Origin of the sequence: Streptomyces acidicola, from assembly GCF_009377235.1 — a bacterium.
Lineage (GTDB): Bacteria > Actinomycetota > Actinomycetes > Streptomycetales > Streptomycetaceae > Streptomyces > Streptomyces acidicola.
Genome location: NZ_VMNX01000233.1, coordinates 1 through 14,820, shown reverse-complemented (window position 1 = coordinate 14,820; position 14,820 = coordinate 1). Strand labels below are relative to the sequence as shown.

Genomic DNA, 14,820 nt, shown 5'->3' with positions numbered 1-14,820 from the left:
GAAACGCACGGGTCAGCACCCCAATCGCGATCCGATCCGAAAGCCGGTCATCCAACGACGACTTCACCTGTCCAGGCCTTGGCACACCACACTCAACGACCCGAAAGCCCCAAAGTCACCGGTATTGGCCCTAGATGATCGATTCCAAGGGGGCCTATGAGTGGAGGCAGGTTCATGCGCCTCGGTCATCGGCCGATCACTCGGTGATGGGCCAGCCGATGACCTGGTCGAGCTCAAGATCGCGGAGGATGGCGTTGTCGAGCTTGATGCCGGTGGTGTTGGTCAGCCCGTGAGGCGGGATGCCGGTGCGGACCTGACCGAATCGCGCGCCGGTCAGGTCCGCCTCTCGGAGGTCGGCGCCGGTCAGATCGCAGCCCGCCAGGGAGATGCCTCGCAGGGAGGCGCCGCGGAGGTTGGCCCCGCGAAGATCGCACAGTTTGAAGTGGCAGCCGTCCAGGGTGGCGTGACGCAGATCGGCCCCGCGGAACGAGCACCGGGTGAACCACAACTGCTGCAGGGACACCGACGCGAGATCATCACCATCGAAGGACTGCCTTTGGAGCGCCGCATTCCGACGGCGTGACGCGAGGTCTTCCTTTGCCGTCACCGCTCTGTCCATGCGGACATCGTGTCAGCCCGGGGAGGCGGCTGTCGCCGGCAATTGCGGACTCCGGAGGCACCGTCCAGCCCAGAAGGTTGCGCGAAAGTGGCACCCGGGTCAGGCGAGGGAGTCCAACGTCGGTGTGTGAAGACTGAGTTGGATTCCCTCGCGACCGCACTCTATGTGAAAGCCGACGATCTGCTGAAGGCTTCGCCGCAGCTTGCCCCGTGGCGGCCGCCGGTGGGTGTCGCGCCGCTGTTGAGCGACGCCGAGTTGGTGACCTTGGCGATGATGCAGGCGATGCCCGGCTGCTGCGACCGGCCCGCAAGGGCGAAGCCGAGCGGGCCGGATCACAGCTGTTCAAGCCGTTGCGGCAGGTCATCGAGTCGATCAACAAGACCTTCAAGGGACAACTCGACCTCGAACGCCACTGCGGCCGCACACTCGCGGGTGTGGCCGTCCGCATCCTGCAGCGCATCCTCGCGCTCCAGGTGCATCCCGGCCGCGTCGTGGTGAGCTCGGACGGCGGTGGAGTCCACGCTGACCAGGGTCAAGTCGACCTCACCCCGCTTTGCGGCTTCCGCGATCACGCGATCGAGAAGGGCCTCGAAGACACCGTTGATCGCGCCTGATACGAGCCCTATCCGTACGGGTTGAGTGCCCAGAAACGGACGGTGTCGCTGCGATGGTCGAACCACAGGTTGGTGGAGTAGCCGCTGCCGTCGCGGTCGAGCTCGTGCGACCGGACCCACTGCGGGTTCTCCGGCCCCTCGCCCTTGAGTGGCTTCTCGAACCACGAGGAGAAGTCATCGGCCGGCCCCTCGGAGACGAAGGCGTGGGCCGCCGTCAGCTCGACAAGTCTCCCCGGTGTCAGCCGGGCGAAGCCCGAGATCACCAGCTCCGGCGAAGGCATGCCCCGGTCGTTGTCCCGGCTGCTCACCCACTTGGCGTCGGTGAGCCGGCCCAGCAGCGGGAACGCCCGCTGCAGCGGTGCAGTGTCGGTGTGCCAGTCCCCCTTGGCCCCGTTCGCCACCTGACGCAGGGCCCACCAGGCAGCTAGGACCGCCAGCCCCGCCCCGATCAGTTTCCGTCGCTCCAACGCGATCCCCCTCACGCCTGACTTCGGGGGCACCTTATCTGGCTCGAGCACCTCACCCGGACCGCCTATTGATCACGACCAAATACGCGCCCTAGTGCTCTGAGCGGATTAGGTTCGCCGGAAGCTCGCGGTGTTCGGCATGGACGGGCCTCACTAACCCTCCGTAGGCTGATGATCACCTACGAAGGGGGCGGGGTGAACGGCAATCCGCTGCACCACTGGATTGGGCTGTCCGTGTCGACGGCGCTCATGTTGCCGGTCCCGGTGACGATGCTGGCAGGGCGGACACCGCCGTGGATGCGGAAGCGGCAGGCAGGGATGCGGCTTCGCGCCTACGGCTTCCTGTGCTTCTACGCCCTCATACTCGTCAACAGCATCCCCCGGATCGCCGACGCCTCCTACGAGACGGCCAGGGCCTGCACGTACGTCGGCGGCGCCTTCGGCGCCGCCGGTGCCGTCCTGTTCCTGCTCGCGGCACGCAAGGATTCACGCGCCCAGACAGCTGGCCCGGTCGAACCTCGGGAAGGCTGAGAGACAGCTTGCCGCGCCTGCCGCGTCACGGGTTGGTCAGGCTGCCGGCGCGAGGGGGCGTCCGCCCCAACGGATGCCTTTCTCGCTGCGGATGCGGGCGCGTTCCTTGCGCTGGGCAGCGAGGACGTCGGGGCGGCGGGCGTTGGCGTTGAGCCAGTGGAGGTGGTTCGGGTGGTTGGAGTTGGCCAGAGTGAACTGTCGCAGCGGGCCGAAGTGCGCCTCGATCGGGTTGGCCCATGAGGCGTAGGTCGAGGTGAAGCACAGTTCGACCTTGTTGTTCTTCGCCCAGCGGCGGATGTCCGCGCCGGTGTGGGTGGAGAGGTTGTCCAGAATGATGTAGATCGGGGCGCCGTCCGGCCGGGCGGCACGGATCGACTTCAATGCGGCCAGGCGCGGCGGCGGTTGACACCCCACAAGCGGTCGTCGCCGACGGAGTAGCAGCCGTGGAAGTAGGTGACGCCGTGGGTGCGGCGGTAGGTTGCCGGGAGTCGGTCGGGCTTGCTCCGCTTCGCCCAGCAGGAGCCTGCGGGTGAGCCTGATTCCGAGGGGCCCGAACTCGTCGAAGGCGAAGACACGGTCCGGGAAGCGGTCCAGCACCTGCTCGATGCGGTCAAGCTTGGCATCGCGGTCGGGGTCGGGGGACTCCTTCCAGGTCTTGGTTCGCTGGAAGGTGATGCCGCGGCGCCGGAGCAGGCACCGTAAGGCTTCCCGACCGATGCGGATGACGCGTCCGTGTACGCGGCGCAGGTAGGCGGCGAGTTTACGGATCCGCCCCGGCGGAACGTTCGCCGAGCTCCACCGGCTCCAAGACAGCTCCCAGGCGGATGGGGCGGCGGCAAATTGATCAACAGGAGGAGAAGACACCTCATCCCTATCCCGGCATCCCTGTGCCCATTCGTTGAACTCCTCCGGACAGGCCTCTGGGGACTACTCAGTCGACGAAGTCGGCGATGAGGGTGGCGAATTCGTCGGGGGTGGTCAGCCGGATGCCGAGGGTTTCGGCCTTGGTGCGTTTGGATCCGGCTCCTTCTCCGGCGACGACCAGGGTGGTCTTCTTGGAGACGCTGGAGGAGGAGCGGCCTCCGGCGCGTTCGATGAGTTCGTTCATCTGGTTGCGGCTGAGCTTCTCCAGGGGGCCGGTCATCGCTCCGGTGACCACGACCGTCATTCCGGCCAGCGGCATCGCCGCTCCCTCTGCGGCCTCTGGACTGTCGCCGTCCGCGGTGTCGCCTGTCGTGGGGGAGAGCGGGGTGGCGCCGGGCTCGCTCATGTTCACCCCGGCCGCAATGAGTTTGTCGATGAGCGGGGCGAGTTCGGCGACTTCGGCGACGATGGACGGGGCCTTCTCGGTACCGATGCCCTCGACCTGCTGCATCGTTTCGGCGTCGGCGGCGCGGATGGCGTCCATGGTGGCAAAGTGGCGGGCGATGCGGCGGGACATGGAACGGCCGGTGCCGCGGATCCCGAGCGCGCACAGTACCCGTGACAGTGGCTGGTCCTTGGCCGCGGCGATCGCGGCGAGGAGGTTGTCGGTGCTGGTCTCGCCCATCCGCTCCAGGCCCAGGAGCTGGTCGCGGGTGAGGGTGAACAGGTCGGCGAGGTCCGCGACCAGGCCGGCTTCGACGAGCTGGACGACGCGGGTGTGGCCCAGGCCCTCGATGTCGAGCTCGTCGCGGCCGGCGGCGTAGGAGAGGGAGGCGACGAGGTGGCAGTTGCGGCCCATCTCGCAGCGCCAGAGCTGTTCGCTGGTGTCGATGCCGGCGCCGCAGCGCGGGCACGCCTCGGGGAAGGCGATGGGCTGTTCGGTACCAGTGCGCAGGTGGGCGACGGGGGCTTCGACGCGGGGGATGACGTCGCCGGCGCGGTGGACCATGACGTGGTCGCCCAGGCGCAGGTCGCGGCGGGTGATGTCGGATGGGTTGTGGAGGGTGGCGTAGGTGATGGTGGCGCCGTCGATCTCGACCGGCTCCAGCACGCCGCGGGGGGCGATGATGCCGGTGCGGCCGACGTTCCACTCCACCTCCAGCAGCCGGGTGATCTTCTGGACGGCCGGCAGCTTGTAGGCGATCGCCCAGCGCGGCGCGCGCGATCCCGATCCGGCTCCCTGCTGGTCGGCGGCCAGGTCGGCCTTGATAACGATCCCGTCGATCCCGAACGGCAATTCGGCCCGCAGCGCGGCGATCTCTTTTACTCGGGCCAGGACCTGTTCGGTGGTGTCGGCGGTGACGCCGGGCACGGCGGTCGTGGCGGTGGTGTTCACCCCGTACGCGGCGACCTGCGCCATGAGGTCGCTGTGGGCGAGTTCGCCCAGCCGCTCGGCCAGAAGGGGCTCAGTGTCCGGAAGCGGCAGCAGGCCGTAGCCGAAGAACGTCATCGGCACCGTGTAGGCACGTTCCTTGGCCCGCAGGGTGCCCGCGGCGGCGTTGCGCGGATTGGCGAACGGCTGCCCGCCGTGGGCGGTACGTACCTCGTTGGCGTGCTCGAACTGGGCGGTGGTCATCAGGACCTCGCCGCGCACCTCCACCGTGACCGGCTCCGCCAGCTCATGTGGCAGGCCCTCGATCGTGCCGATGGCGTGCGTGACGTCCTCCCCGGCCGTCCCGTCGCCGCGCGTGATCAGCCGGCTGAGGCGGCCGCGGGTGTAGCGGGCTGCTATCGCGAGACCGTCCAGCTTCGGCTCGGCTCCGATGAGAACACGTTGTCCAGGCTCAGCATCGCCACCGTGTGCGGGACATCGCCCTCCACGGCCCCGCCGGCGACCTTCCCAGTGGGGGAGTGCGGCAGTACCTGGTCGGGGTGCTCGGCCTCCCACGCCACGATGCCGCGCACCAGCCGGTCGTAGGTGTCGTCGTCCAGTGCCGAGGTGCCGCCCGCGTAGTACGCGGCCGACGCCTTCACCGCGTCCTCGACCGCCTGCGCGTAGGCGGCGACATCCACGATCACTGCAGCAGGTGTTGTCATGCCCGTCATCCTGCACGCCACCACTGACAACACCTCTGCTGCCGACGTCTGACAGCGGCCACCAGGATTTCCCCGCGTACGGCCAGTTGGCGTGGTTACGCAAGGTAGCCGAAGGGAGCCGTCGCCATGGGATATTCTCGCCCGGCGTGAAGGCGGGGCCATCCAGGTGGCCGTCACAGTCCCGGGCAAGGCGCCTGTAGAAGTCGCCAAGGACGTGGGCGGCGAGATCCCGGACGGTGCCACCGGTCTCCGCTGGTCGCTGGCCGAGCCGGTCGCCGAAAGTCCCGCCGCGTTCGTCGGCCTGGATGCGGAGACCGCCTGGCGCCTGTGCACCCGCGGCATCCAGCCGAACACCGCCCTATCTCTCGCCCGCATCGATGGCGACCGTGGTCTGGCCGAAGCCGCCTGCCAGATCGTGTCAATCGTTTACTGATGCCGATGGATCTGCTTGCCGAAGTGGACATGCAGACCAGCTCGGCGGCAGTCACACGCGGTGACATCGGCGGCCAGTTGTCTCCCCAATAACTGGCCGCCAATGGGGAATTTGAACTGGCCGCTAACGGCTGTGTGTCTGTCCTGCGATCCAGTCGGCTGCATTGATGCAGTCGGCCAGATGGTGGCCGGTGAGGGCGTTGAGGGCGACATCGAGGCGTTCGATGTCGCGCATCTGTTGGAGGCGGGGGGCGAGGGTGCGGAAGCCGCCTCGGGCGAATCCGGCGTCGGTCAGGGCCTGCTCCTGTTCGGGGGACAGCGTGGCGTCCCGGAGTCCGCTGAGGGTGTTGACCCCTACCGGTCCCGCCCCTTCGGTCGAGGTGAAGACCTGGGCGTTTCCGGTGTCGTAGTAGCAGCTACAGGCCCGGCCGAAGGACTGTGACAGGGACTGGAGCATCGGGCGGGTGCAGCCCACGTAACCGGTCATTCCGTCGACTTCGATGGCGACGGACCATTCGCCATCGAGGGCCGCGGCGGCGATCAGGGGTGTTTCCTGGTCTTCGGGGACGTCGATGTTCTCCATCGACCATGCGTATTCGTGATGGTCCCGCAGTTCTTTGACGAGGTCACCGACCGGCTCGGGCGACGTGGTGACACCGAGCGCGGTGAGCAGGTTCTGGGGCGTGGTGGGGGCGAGGGTGAAGCAGGCGGCGCCAAACTCGCGGTACCAGGCGAACAGGTCCATCGGATGTGTGTCTTTCTGTCGTGCACGGGAAGGGGCGGCAGTCTGGCATGGGCGAGGGGCCCGCAGGAAGTCCTGCGGGCCCCTCGTGATCCTCGTCGTGCGCTCGTCAGAGGTTAGCTGATGCGCACGTAGAAGGTGTCATTGGTGGCTTCTGGGGTCGGCAGGGACAGATCCCAGGCAAGGACCCGGTCAGATCCGTAGAAGCCGAGGAGGCTTCCGCCGGCGGACTGGTTCTGCGTCCTGTTGACCGCCCTCACCGAGAAGTCCCAGTTGGGACTGGCTGCACCCTCCACGGTAGAGCGGAACGGGAACTCGTCGCAGTCCTGGCCGGTGGTGGGTTGAAGGGCCAGGGGCAGGCCAGTGGTGGAGTAATTGCCGGTCTTCTGGCAGGCGGCGTCCTTCTCCGCCGTGTTGGCGTCCATGATGCCCGAGTGCAGGGACTCGGTCAGGCGGTGCAGGCCCTCGCCGTTCCATGTCCCGTCGTACTCACCGGGGAACCGCTTCCACGTCGAGCTGGTCGGATAGGTGCTGTTCGGGTTGGCGAATGCGTCCTGGATGTGCTGGGCGACGTCCCGGTTCGGCGAGTCGGTGGCCGTGCTGTATGCGATGAAGGGAATGACTTCCTGGAACACGCAGGACTGCGGACGGGTGTCGGAGAAGTAGGTGGCCGAGTCGCAGCGGGGGTGCAGGGACTGCACGACGCCCGGCTGATCGGTGTCGTACTCGTCACTGTCGGTGTAGTACTCCATCGTCAGACGATGCAGGCCGAGCTTGTCGCGGCCCCACATGCCGTACTCGGGGCTGCTGGTGTCCCAGGGGTACCAGGTGGTGCTGTTGTCCCACGATCCCCACGTCATCGTTGCGGAGGGCTGGAACGTCGAGCATGCGGTGAGCACCTGCTGGCACTGGCCGATCAGGGACAGCGGGACGCCGGGGGCGGTCGCCCAGTCGTCGATGATGCCCCAGTCGTAGTCCACCGAGCCCTTCTGAATCCGGGCGAACAGGCGGGTGGAGCGGTTGGTGGTGGAGTTCTGTCCGAACAGTTCCATGTTGGCGTAGGTGGTGCCCATGTGCTCGATCTTCGCGCCGGTGGTCTTGTCGACCTTCCAGTAGTCCGCGGTGATCTTCTTGCGTTCGCAGTAGCTGTACCGGTCGAACACGAAGGTGTAGTCGGTGTTGCTCTTGTCTGGGAAGAAGCAGAGCTGAGCGAGGGCGTCCGGCGGGGTGTCGCCGATGGAGTAGGTGTGAGTGAAGGCGTTGACGTTGCTCATCGAGAGCGTGCTTGCGGACTTGTCGGCCTTGCGCTCGGGGAGCTTGAACGGCTTGTTCTTGGCCTCGGTGGCGAAGGCGCGGGCGTCGGCCATCACCTTCTTGAACTGCTCCTCGGTGCCCTTGGTGTCCTTCAGCTTGGCCTTCGGACGGGCGCGGCTCGCGCTCTGGGCGGTCTCGGGACTGGGGGAAACCAGCTCGCCCTTGACGCGCTTCTTGGCCTTTTCGATGTCGTCCTCGGTAAGGAGGACTTCCATCTTCGGCGTGGAGCCGGCGGGGATGGCGGTGGTGGAGATCTGCGGCTCGACCTGGTCCGCGACCGCGGTGACGGTATCGGTGCTGCGGGCGCTGTTAGGGGTGAAGGTTCCGGCGAGTGCCGCCGTGGCCGTGAGGACGGCAGCGACCGGAAGTATTCGTATGCGCATGAAGTTCCGTTTCTTCGAACTTACGTTCGGTAAAGACATGTTAAGGAACGTATCACGGCGAGATCAGATTTCGATCATGGAATCGAAGGCGAAATTGCGTTCTCTGTGAAGAAACTGCGCTCTCTATGGAGAAACGCAGGAGCTGAACGCTCGTATCGGACACCAGAAGGGGGCACGGGACCGCCGGGAAAACTCCCGCGAGCAGGGCAGGGCCGGCGCGAAGAGCGCGTCAGACGAGGGGTGCGGGCGTGACCGCCCCGGGTACGACTGCGCCCCCGCCGGCCGGGAGGCTCCGTTCCAGTGGTCGTTGCAACACCCCAGTTCAGGGGACGCATTGACTTCGAGATAACGAATCCTGCCACCTCCCGATCGCGGATAAGGCGCCCGGTATGGATGAGTCCCTGACATGGCGCGTCACCCTGGAGGGCCCCCTCTACATCACGCCCCGGCCACCCCGGAGCTGGAGCACTTCTACGACAACGTGCTGGACGACAGCACGTACGAGGGTCCCGAGCCACCGACCACGTCGAGGCGGACCCTGAGCTGCCCCGAATGCGGCACCGACCGCGACCTGGTCATCACGGGGCGCTGGACCGACCCGGCGCGCATGACCTGCCCGGATGGGCACGAGTGGACAGAGGACATGGTGGTCGACGACGACGGGACCACCCTCATGCAGATGTTCATCAAGGGGTCGGACCGCTACAGCGAGTACGCCTGCTGACGACAGGCCCCGGCCGCTCCCGCTGGCGACTGCTGCCCGCCCACCCCGTTCGCGTACGTACGGTGTGGGCTGATGTCGGGTCACGCCGGTGCGTGGTGAGGTGTTGTCAACCGACGGAATGCTGTGACCTGCTGAAAATCGTCGCCTTCCGCAGCGGCGCGTCCGGACAGGAAGTACAGCGTCCCGTCCGGACCGAACACCGGTCCCGACTCGCCCTTGTCGGACCGGGTCAGCCGCAGCGCGTCACGCTCCCCGGTCGGATCGATCTCCCACAGAGCGGACACGAACTGCGTCCCGTCCCCGGACAGCGACTGCACGGATGCGACGAGACGAGTGCCATCGACGGACAAAGCAAGGGTGTTGACGCGGGGGCAGGCGACGAGGGCGGACAGGTCACGGAAGGTGGACGGGCCACCGGAGGACTCGGTCATGCGGGCGATTGTCGCCCGCGCGCGACGCGGACGGCCAGGGAGTATGACGTAGAGCGCCTGTCTGTCAGCAACCCTTCCGCCATAACTGCACATACATGGATGTAACGCCGTCCGTTATCGCCGTTACCGAGACGCTTTCGCGGAACGGCCACGCCTGCCCCAGAGGCCCCACGACGGATCTGACCTGCCGCGTTGAGGAAGGAAAACACCTACTGAACCAGCGCGAGTGAACAGGCCGTCAGCCGGGCGCCACTTCCGAGATCAGCACCCTGACGCGGGTCTCGATCGCGTCGCGGATGGGACGTACGGCATCAACACCCTGCCCCGCAGGGTCGTCGAGCTGCCAGGTGAGGTACCGCTTGCTGGGAAAGACGGGGCAGGTATCGCCGCACCCCATGGTGATCACGACGTCGGATGCCTGGACGGCCTCCACCGTGAGGATCTTCGGGGTCTCGGCGGAGATGTCGATGCCGACCTCCTTCATCGCCTCCACGACGGCCGGGTTGACGGTCTCCGCGGGAGCCGAGCCGGCCGAGCGGACCTCGATACGGTCGCCCGCGAGGTGAGTGAGGAAGGCGGCGGCCATCTGGGAGCGGCCGGCGTTGTGGACGCAGGCGAACAGCACCGACGGACGCGGCGTGGTGGAAGAGCTCATGAGCAGGGGCTTTCTCGGGAGAACGGTTCGGTCAGGAGACAGCGGGTTCCGGTTCGCCGTGCGGGACGACGACCTCATCCGGGACGGGAGCAGGGCGGCCGTAGACCACAGCGACGGCCCCCAGCCCCAGCAGGGCTCCCAGCACTTGGGCCGCGATGAACGGGGCGACGGAGGCAGGGGCGATGCCGGCGAAGGTGTCGGTGAACGTCCGGCCGATGGTCACCGCCGGGTTCGCGAACGAGGTGGAGGAGGTGAACCAGTACGCGGCCCCGATGTAGGAGCCCACCGCGGCCGGGGCGAGCGCGGCGCGGCCGATCCGGCTGAGGCCGAAGATCAGGAGGATCAGCCCCGCCGTGGCCACGACCTCGGCCAGCAGCAAGTGCCCGGCGGACCGGTCGTGGGCGGAGAACTTGACCAGCGGCTTGGCGAACATCGCGTCGGCCAGGACCGCGCCGCCGATGGCACCGGCGATCTGGGCGGGCACGTACGCGGCGACGTCCCGCAGGGTCAGGCCGTCCGGATCACGACGGCCGGTGAACCAGGCGGCGAGCGTGACGGCCGGGTTGAAGTGCGCGCCGGACACGGGCCCGAGCAGCAGGATGAGCACGCCCAGGCCCAAGACCGTGGCGAGGGAGTTGGCGAGCAACTGCACACCGACGTCGTGCGACAGCTCGGTGGCCTGGATGCCGGAGCCGACCACCACCGCCACCAGCAGTCCGGTGCCGATCACCTCGGCGGCGACGCGGCGGCCGAGGGAGGCGTTCACGCGGTGACTCCGGCGGGCTGGGTGGTGGTCAGGAACGCGGCGAGCTTGTCAAGGACGCCGGGCAGCACCCAGTAGTAGACCCAGGTCCCACGGCGCTCGCAGTCGATCAGGCGGGCTTGGCGCAGGAGCTTGAGGTGGTGGGAGATCGTCGGCTGGGACAGGTCGAAGGCCGGGGTCAGCTCACACACGCACACCTCCCCGCCTCGGCCGCGGGAGGCGATCATCGACATCAGGCGCAGTCGGACCGGGTCGCCCAGGGCCTTGAAGACTTTCGCCAGGTCAGCGGCCTGGTTCTCGTCCAGGGGCGCGGTAGACAGGCCCGGGCAGCGGGCGGCGTCCTGGCCGATCACCTCAAGCTCTTGTTTCGACATGCCTCTATGTTGACGTTTTTCGATCCAAGGCGCAAGGTTGCATCAACGAACGTCAATACAAGCCGTTCCGGGCCCGTACTGCGGCCCGCCATCTGGGAGCGAGTCATGAGCGAGCAGACCACCACCGACCTGCGTGAAACCGTCCGCCAGCGGTACGCCGCGGCGGCCGTGAAGGTCACCGACGGCAACGCCGCCTGCTGCGGGCCCGAGCCGGTCGAGGTCGACGACAACTTCGGCTCGACCCTCTACGCCGCCGACGAGCGCGAGGCCCTGCCCGCCGAAGCCGTCGCCGCCTCCCTCGGCTGCGGCAACCCCACCGCCGTCGCCGAACTCCGCGAGGGCGAACGCGTCCTCGACCTCGGTTCGGGCGGCGGCATCGACGTCCTCCTCTCCGCCCGCCGCGTCGGCCCCACCGGCAAGGCGTACGGGCTCGACATGACCGAGGAGATGCTCGCCCTGGCCCTCGCCAACGCCGCGAAGGCCGGCGCGACGAACGTCGAGTTCCTGAAGGGTGCGATCGAGGCGGTCCCGCTGCCCGCGAACACCATCGACGTCGTGATCTCCAACTGCGTGATCAACCTGTCCACCGACAAGCCCGCCGTCTTCGCCGAGACCTTCCGCGTCCTCAAGCCCGGCGGCCGGATCGGCGTCTCCGACGTCGTCGCGGACGACGCCCTCACCACCGAACAGCGAGCCGAGCGCGGCGACTACGTCGGCTGCATCGCCGGCGCACTGTCTTTCGCCGAATACCGCGCGGGTCTGGAAGCGGCCGGGTTTACGGACATCCAGATCACCCCGACCCAGCAGGTCGCCGACGGCATGCACTCCGCCATCGTCCGCGCCACCAAGCCCACCACCGCCACCGGACCGGACGCCTCCGCGACAGATGACTCCTGCTGCGGCGTCACTGCCTGCTGCACCCCGGTCGAGCAGGCGACCGACCCGTCCGTCACCGTGAGCGAGGCCAAGAGCGCCGCAGGGTGCGGCTGCCAGGGCTGAAGACGTATCCACCGGGATGGCGCTGTCGCTCGATTCAGCGATGGCGCCACACCTGTTGCGTCCGATAGCGCCAGTCACACCGGCGCTGAGCTGCACTGAGTTGTCGAACTCCGCCTCACGCCACGCCACTTGCCCCAGAGAACTCCTGGTCGTCGGGGAGGACCACGGTGATCGGCGGCGGCTCCGGGGCGCGCCCGCCACGGCTACGCCTCCTGGCCCTCGCCGCCCCCGTTGCCGAAGGCGTACCTGAGCTGGGAGCGGGCATCGGGACGCTCGGATCCGGCGATCTCGTTCCAGAACCGGTGCGTGACGATCGCGGCGGCCAGGTCGCGTTCGCGCTCCCGCAGCGCGGCGACGTCCTTCTGTTCCTGCTCCGACCAGCCCGGCGAGTCCGGGTAGGCCGGGGACGCAGCCAGCCAGTAGCCCTCCGGCCGCTGCCAGGCCTCCATCAGCTCCACAGAGCAGAGAAGCCCGCTGACCAGGGCGGACAGTTCGGCGCATGCCGTGTTGAGGTCCTGCTGCAGCTGGAGCAGATCGTCGGGGAAGTCGTACCCCACGGCCCAACAGTAGTTCGATCCGGCGGCCGCGCCGCCGACCTACGGCTCAGGGCTGGTCAGGCGGCGTCTCCTGCCAGTACCAGCCGTGTGCGGCCATGCACTCCTTCGTCCACTCCATCAGCAGGTGGGCGCCTTCCTTGACGCGGCTCGCGTCCTGGCCGCCGTCGTTGGCGAACCACTGGACGAGAAGGCCGGCCGCCGGGCGGTCGACATCGCTGGTGTCGCAGACCGGGCACAGCTCCAGATGGATGGGTCGCCCGTGTTCGTCGTCCTGCGGCGCCACACCGCTCATGAGTCGCCCCGGCAGCGTGAACACTGCGGCAGTCGGTCGGAGAACTTGAGTAGTTCCATGAGCAGGCAATTCAAGGGTTGTTGCAGGTTCTCCCAAGGTCGGCTGAGCAAAGTGCTGCGTAAGCGCTCGAACACCGACTTCCTTAGATGAGGAGCCCGCACATGCGCTTTCGTCGAACTCTCGTGACCGCCGTTCTCGGCGGTACGCTCGCTCTCGGCGCTGCCGCCGTGCCCGCCCAGGCCGCCCCGCCCCAGGTCGCGCCGGCTGCTCAGTCGGCGGCCGCTACGGACAGCGTTCAGGGGGACGTTTCGGCCCTGGCGTCGTGGCACTACTCGGGTCAGGACTTCCCGAGCCGTAGCTCGTGCGACTGGATGGCCAACTACTACTACAACGTGGAAGGCATCCGCGGTCAGTGCCGCGGCCCCTACGACGGTGGGACCTTCGAGCTCTGGCTCTGGTACTGACACGAGTCGGGCTCTGCAGAGCCCAAGCTGCCCGCCGGCCGACAGGCCGGCGGGCAGCCGCGTTGCCGCGGGGAAGGGCCGACCCCCTTCGCGATCTCTGCCGCCATCCTGTCCCAACGCCCCCCACTCGTCGCCTGATTGGCTCCGATCACCGCGAGGACGTGCTTGAGCCTGCTGCGGGCGTCCGGGCGATCCGGTGCGGCGATCTGGTCCCAATAGGGGTGCGTGAGGATCACGCCGGTCAGGTCGCGTTCCTTCTCCTTCAGCGCGGCGACGTCCCTCGTCTGGCCTTGACGCGGACCACGCCCGGTCAGGCGGCTGGCCCGGACGGTACGCCGCGCAGCAGGTCGGGGCGGGCGTCTGCGAGGGCGAAGGCCCGCTGGAGACCGGCCACGAGGACGTCGTCGATGCGGTAGCGCCGTGCTCGTTCGTCTCGCTGGAGGAGCGGGCCGGCGCCGTCCGGGCCGACGCGGCGCTGTACCGCCTTGACGCTGGTCAGGGTGCCGCCGATCTTCGACGGCGGGATCGGGTTCGTCGGGTGGTCGGCGAAGTGGTGCTGCACGTCTTCGTAGGAGGCGGTGCCGCCCAGCTCGGTGATCCGGCGCAGGACCGCCCGGGCCCCGGGCACCAGCGAGGCGATCATGTGGAACAGCAGCTGGTCCGTCCAGCCGTCGGTGAAGTCGTCGTCGGCGAGGTCCTGCGGGCCAGGACGCGGGTCAGCGGCTGGTGCGTCCGGCCAGGCGACCGGTACTTCCGGCCGCAGCCCGTAGGCGGCCTGGACGGCGGCGATCGCCTGCTCGTACGTGTCCGTCTCGGTGTCGATCGTCAGCCGCACGACGCCCCCTCCCGTGATGATGTGCTCGCTGCCCATCCTTCCTGGCTCCCGGCATCCTCTGTCCACAGGGGGCCGGCCCGACGCTGCCGGTATGGATGATCAGCACACCAACCCGGCGTCGGCCACGCTCCGGCGCAAGCTCTTTGACGGCCTCGGACGGGCCGAACGGGCCTTGTTCACCCGTCCCGCGCCGAAATCCGCGCGAGCCCAGATGAAATTCCTCCTCACGTGCGCGAAGAGCTCCACGACGGCCGTAGCCGAGCGCCTGGGCGTCTCCCGCCGCACTGTGGAGAGTTCGGTAGGGAAGCGGGGATAGCCACCGCAGGGTAGTACCAGTCCTCGTGGACAGGGCATCAGTGCTCGTCGAGGTTACGTGGCTGGTTCTTGGGATCAGCCAGGCGGGTCTCTCGTTGATCTACTCGTTTTCTCGGAGAGCCTTCACGAGTTCAGTCAATGCCTCACCGTCGAGAAGCAATGGATTCACCTCAGGCGTCTTGACGATGTTCGCAGCTTGCCGAGGTGTAAGCTCGTCAACTTGTCAATCCCCTCGCACCGTGGAGATCTTTCAAGCGGCCAACTCCACGTGGTCGGCCTGCTGGTCTTGTTCGTAGTCGATCGGGCTCCGGTATCCGCACACGCTGTGTAGCCGACGGGTGTTGTAGA

The 14,820-nt window shown here is 67.7% G+C and carries 15 protein-coding genes and 5 pseudogenes; 7 read left to right on the top strand and 13 right to left on the bottom strand.

Features of this window, described 5'->3' with window-relative positions; all coding sequences use genetic code 11:
- Window positions 1–196: 196 nt before the first annotated feature.
- On the bottom strand, window positions 197–523 hold the full coding sequence (locus tag FPZ41_RS37670; protein WP_322621231.1) for a pentapeptide repeat-containing protein: 327 nt from the start codon (window positions 521–523) through the stop codon (window positions 197–199).
- Between the two features lie 222 nt (window positions 524–745).
- Between FPZ41_RS37670 and FPZ41_RS50645 the strand changes: the two are divergent.
- Together FPZ41_RS50645 and FPZ41_RS50440 are read left to right on the top strand one after the other, a co-directional pair.
- Window positions 746–910, top strand: a pseudogene (locus tag FPZ41_RS50645) (IS982 family transposase); the annotation flags it as partial.
- A pseudogene (locus FPZ41_RS50440) lies at window positions 907–1,089 on the top strand (IS982 family transposase); the annotation flags it as partial. The pseudogenes FPZ41_RS50645 and FPZ41_RS50440, both read left to right, overlap by 4 nt.
- 152 nt (window positions 1,090–1,241) lie before the next feature.
- Here FPZ41_RS50440 and FPZ41_RS37660 read toward each other — a convergent pair.
- The gene (locus tag FPZ41_RS37660) at window positions 1,242–1,700 is read right to left on the bottom strand and encodes a hypothetical protein (RefSeq protein ID WP_228023232.1); all 459 of its coding nucleotides are present in this window, start codon (window positions 1,698–1,700) and stop codon (window positions 1,242–1,244) included.
- Between the two features lie 171 nt (window positions 1,701–1,871).
- Here FPZ41_RS37660 and FPZ41_RS47520 point away from each other — a divergent pair, with 171 nt between their 5' ends.
- Window positions 1,872–2,231 carry a hypothetical protein gene (locus tag FPZ41_RS47520; protein WP_194236354.1) on the top strand — a complete coding sequence of 120 codons (360 nt, stop codon included), beginning with the start codon at window positions 1,872–1,874 and terminating at the stop codon, window positions 2,229–2,231.
- Window positions 2,232–2,267: 36 nt separating this feature from the next.
- On the opposite strand, the pseudogene FPZ41_RS37655 reads toward FPZ41_RS47520, so the two are convergent.
- Together FPZ41_RS37655 and ligA are read right to left on the bottom strand one after the other, a co-directional pair.
- Window positions 2,268–3,134: pseudogene (locus tag FPZ41_RS37655) on the bottom strand (transposase); the annotation flags it as partial.
- 28 nt (window positions 3,135–3,162) lie between these two features.
- Window positions 3,163–5,192 (bottom strand): annotated as a pseudogene (gene ligA, locus FPZ41_RS37650) (NAD-dependent DNA ligase LigA).
- A gap of 238 nt (window positions 5,193–5,430) precedes the next feature.
- On the opposite strand from ligA, the pseudogene FPZ41_RS37645 reads away from it, so the two are divergent.
- Window positions 5,431–5,625, top strand: a pseudogene (locus tag FPZ41_RS37645) (maleylpyruvate isomerase family mycothiol-dependent enzyme); the annotation flags it as partial.
- A gap of 123 nt (window positions 5,626–5,748) precedes the next feature.
- Here the strand turns inward: FPZ41_RS37645 and FPZ41_RS37640 are convergent.
- Window positions 5,749–6,369, bottom strand: coding sequence for a DUF6461 domain-containing protein (locus FPZ41_RS37640; RefSeq protein WP_152868187.1), 621 nt, complete (start codon window positions 6,367–6,369; stop codon window positions 5,749–5,751).
- A 113-nt stretch (window positions 6,370–6,482) separates the two neighbouring features.
- Entirely contained in the window at window positions 6,483–8,063 is a 1,581-nt protein-coding gene (locus FPZ41_RS37635; protein WP_194236353.1) for a NucA/NucB deoxyribonuclease domain-containing protein, read from the bottom strand.
- A 406-nt stretch (window positions 8,064–8,469) separates the two neighbouring features.
- On the opposite strand from FPZ41_RS37635, the gene FPZ41_RS37630 reads away from it, so the two are divergent.
- Window positions 8,470–8,787: a hypothetical protein gene (locus FPZ41_RS37630; protein ID WP_152868183.1), complete on the top strand. Its 318-nt coding sequence runs from the start codon at window positions 8,470–8,472 to the stop codon at window positions 8,785–8,787.
- Between the two features lie 80 nt (window positions 8,788–8,867).
- Here the strand turns inward: FPZ41_RS37630 and FPZ41_RS37625 are convergent, their stop codons facing one another.
- From FPZ41_RS37625 to FPZ41_RS37610, 4 genes are all read right to left on the bottom strand, one after another.
- A complete protein-coding gene (locus FPZ41_RS37625) occupies window positions 8,868–9,218 on the bottom strand; it encodes a TolB-like translocation protein (protein ID WP_228023231.1) in 351 nt (116 codons plus the stop codon).
- Between the two features lie 238 nt (window positions 9,219–9,456).
- A complete protein-coding gene (locus FPZ41_RS37620; protein WP_152868180.1) occupies window positions 9,457–9,873 on the bottom strand; it encodes an arsenate reductase ArsC in 417 nt (138 codons plus the stop codon).
- 31 nt (window positions 9,874–9,904) lie between these two features.
- On the bottom strand, window positions 9,905–10,639 hold the full coding sequence (locus FPZ41_RS37615) for an MIP/aquaporin family protein (protein ID WP_322621230.1): 735 nt from the start codon (window positions 10,637–10,639) through the stop codon (window positions 9,905–9,907).
- Window positions 10,636–11,010 (bottom strand): ArsR/SmtB family transcription factor, encoded by a 375-nt coding sequence (locus FPZ41_RS37610; RefSeq protein WP_152868178.1) that lies wholly within the window; start codon window positions 11,008–11,010, stop codon window positions 10,636–10,638. The genes FPZ41_RS37615 and FPZ41_RS37610 overlap by 4 nt, the downstream gene beginning before the upstream one ends.
- A 105-nt stretch (window positions 11,011–11,115) precedes the next feature.
- Here FPZ41_RS37610 and arsM point away from each other — a divergent pair, with 105 nt between their 5' ends.
- Window positions 11,116–12,009 carry an arsenite methyltransferase gene (gene arsM / locus FPZ41_RS37605; protein ID WP_152868176.1) on the top strand — a complete coding sequence of 298 codons (894 nt, stop codon included), beginning with the start codon at window positions 11,116–11,118 and terminating at the stop codon, window positions 12,007–12,009.
- Window positions 12,010–12,212: 203 nt separating this feature from the next.
- Here arsM and FPZ41_RS37600 read toward each other — a convergent pair whose 3' ends face one another.
- On the bottom strand, window positions 12,213–12,566 hold the full coding sequence (locus tag FPZ41_RS37600) for a nucleic acid-binding protein (RefSeq protein ID WP_322621229.1): 354 nt from the start codon (window positions 12,564–12,566) through the stop codon (window positions 12,213–12,215).
- A 46-nt stretch (window positions 12,567–12,612) separates the two neighbouring features.
- Window positions 12,613–12,858 carry a DUF6300 family protein gene (locus FPZ41_RS37595; RefSeq protein ID WP_228023230.1) on the bottom strand — a complete coding sequence of 82 codons (246 nt, stop codon included), beginning with the start codon at window positions 12,856–12,858 and terminating at the stop codon, window positions 12,613–12,615.
- A gap of 161 nt (window positions 12,859–13,019) precedes the next feature.
- Here FPZ41_RS37595 and FPZ41_RS37590 point away from each other — a divergent pair, with 161 nt between their 5' ends.
- Complete coding sequence (locus tag FPZ41_RS37590; protein ID WP_152868174.1) at window positions 13,020–13,322, top strand: hypothetical protein; 303 nt, start codon at window positions 13,020–13,022, stop codon at window positions 13,320–13,322.
- A gap of 310 nt (window positions 13,323–13,632) precedes the next feature.
- Here the strand turns inward: FPZ41_RS37590 and FPZ41_RS47515 are convergent, their stop codons facing one another.
- Window positions 13,633–14,193, bottom strand: a complete 561-nt coding sequence (locus FPZ41_RS47515; protein WP_228023229.1) for a hypothetical protein — start codon at window positions 14,191–14,193, stop codon at window positions 13,633–13,635.
- Window positions 14,194–14,820 lie beyond the last annotated feature (627 nt).

Excerpts from the sequence above, each read along its gene's own strand:
- FPZ41_RS47520 (WP_194236354.1), top strand. The coding sequence starts at position 1,872 with ATGATCACCTACGAAGGGGGCGGGGTGAACGGCAATCCGCTGCACCAC.
- FPZ41_RS37640 (WP_152868187.1), bottom strand. The coding sequence starts at position 6,369 with ATGGACCTGTTCGCCTGGTACCGCGAGTTTGGCGCCGCCTGCTTCACC.
- FPZ41_RS37635 (WP_194236353.1), bottom strand. The coding sequence starts at position 8,063 with ATGCGCATACGAATACTTCCGGTCGCTGCCGTCCTCACGGCCACGGCG.
- FPZ41_RS37630 (WP_152868183.1), top strand. The coding sequence starts at position 8,470 with ATGGCGCGTCACCCTGGAGGGCCCCCTCTACATCACGCCCCGGCCACC.
- FPZ41_RS37625 (WP_228023231.1), bottom strand. The coding sequence starts at position 9,218 with ATGACCGAGTCCTCCGGTGGCCCGTCCACCTTCCGTGACCTGTCCGCC.
- FPZ41_RS37620 (WP_152868180.1), bottom strand. The coding sequence starts at position 9,873 with ATGAGCTCTTCCACCACGCCGCGTCCGTCGGTGCTGTTCGCCTGCGTC.
- FPZ41_RS37610 (WP_152868178.1), bottom strand. The coding sequence starts at position 11,010 with ATGTCGAAACAAGAGCTTGAGGTGATCGGCCAGGACGCCGCCCGCTGC.
- arsM (WP_152868176.1), top strand. The coding sequence starts at position 11,116 with ATGAGCGAGCAGACCACCACCGACCTGCGTGAAACCGTCCGCCAGCGG.
- FPZ41_RS37595 (WP_228023230.1), bottom strand. The coding sequence starts at position 12,858 with ATGAGCGGTGTGGCGCCGCAGGACGACGAACACGGGCGACCCATCCAT.
- FPZ41_RS37590 (WP_152868174.1), top strand. The coding sequence starts at position 13,020 with ATGCGCTTTCGTCGAACTCTCGTGACCGCCGTTCTCGGCGGTACGCTC.
- FPZ41_RS47515 (WP_228023229.1), bottom strand. The coding sequence starts at position 14,193 with ATGGGCAGCGAGCACATCATCACGGGAGGGGGCGTCGTGCGGCTGACG.